At 58.9% G+C, this 569-nt stretch carries 1 protein-coding gene and 1 pseudogene; both read right to left on the reverse strand.

Annotated elements, in window-relative coordinates:
• Positions 1 to 197 (reverse strand): annotated as a pseudogene (locus BMI01S_RS44510) (IS4 family transposase); the annotation flags it as partial.
• Positions 164 to 493, reverse strand: a complete 330-nt coding sequence (locus tag BMI01S_RS44515) for an IS4/Tn5 family transposase DNA-binding protein (RefSeq protein WP_425195053.1) — start codon at positions 491 to 493, stop codon at positions 164 to 166. The gene BMI01S_RS44515 and the pseudogene BMI01S_RS44510, both read right to left, overlap by 34 nt.
• Positions 494 to 569: the final 76 nt, after the last annotated feature.

The raw sequence follows: 569 nt of genomic DNA on the forward strand, positions 1-569 counted from the left end.
CGCTTGCCGTTTGAATCGCGTGGCTCGCGTGCAAACATCCACGAATTGATTACGCCAAGTGGCTCGCGATCCGGCGTCACCGCGTAGGTCGCGTGAAGGTACATGCCCACCTGTGCTTCATAACTGAGCGGCCCGGCACCCTCGATGTCCTGACCGTTAAAGTTCAGCTCCGTCGTATCGGCAATACACAGCACCACCGGCAACTGCCCCATGCGCGCGGTGGTGTGCGATCCCAATGCGGCTGCATCATGTCGCGCCAGTCGATGCGCTCATTGCCCAGAAAGCGATAGGCCACCATCGTCTCGGCCCAGTCTTCGCACGCGCCCGGGATGCTGGCCGTCGGCCGACTGGCAAACCGTTTGACCAGTTCCTTTGCGCGCCGGTCTCGCCGTGGATCACCCAGATCCAGCGTTTCGAATTCCTCGTCCACCCATGCCCCCGCGTCGTCTCGAATCTTCATGCCGAAAATCCGAGAGTAAATCGCGAATTCCACGTCGTTATCAACCCCTCCCGACTACTTTCCTATTCCAGCATCGCCTTCGAATCGTCAAGTTGTGTATAACCACATG

The sequence above is a fragment of the Paraburkholderia mimosarum LMG 23256 = NBRC 106338 genome (assembly GCF_000739815.1).
In the GTDB taxonomy this organism is placed as follows: Bacteria; Pseudomonadota; Gammaproteobacteria; order Burkholderiales; family Burkholderiaceae; genus Paraburkholderia; species Paraburkholderia mimosarum.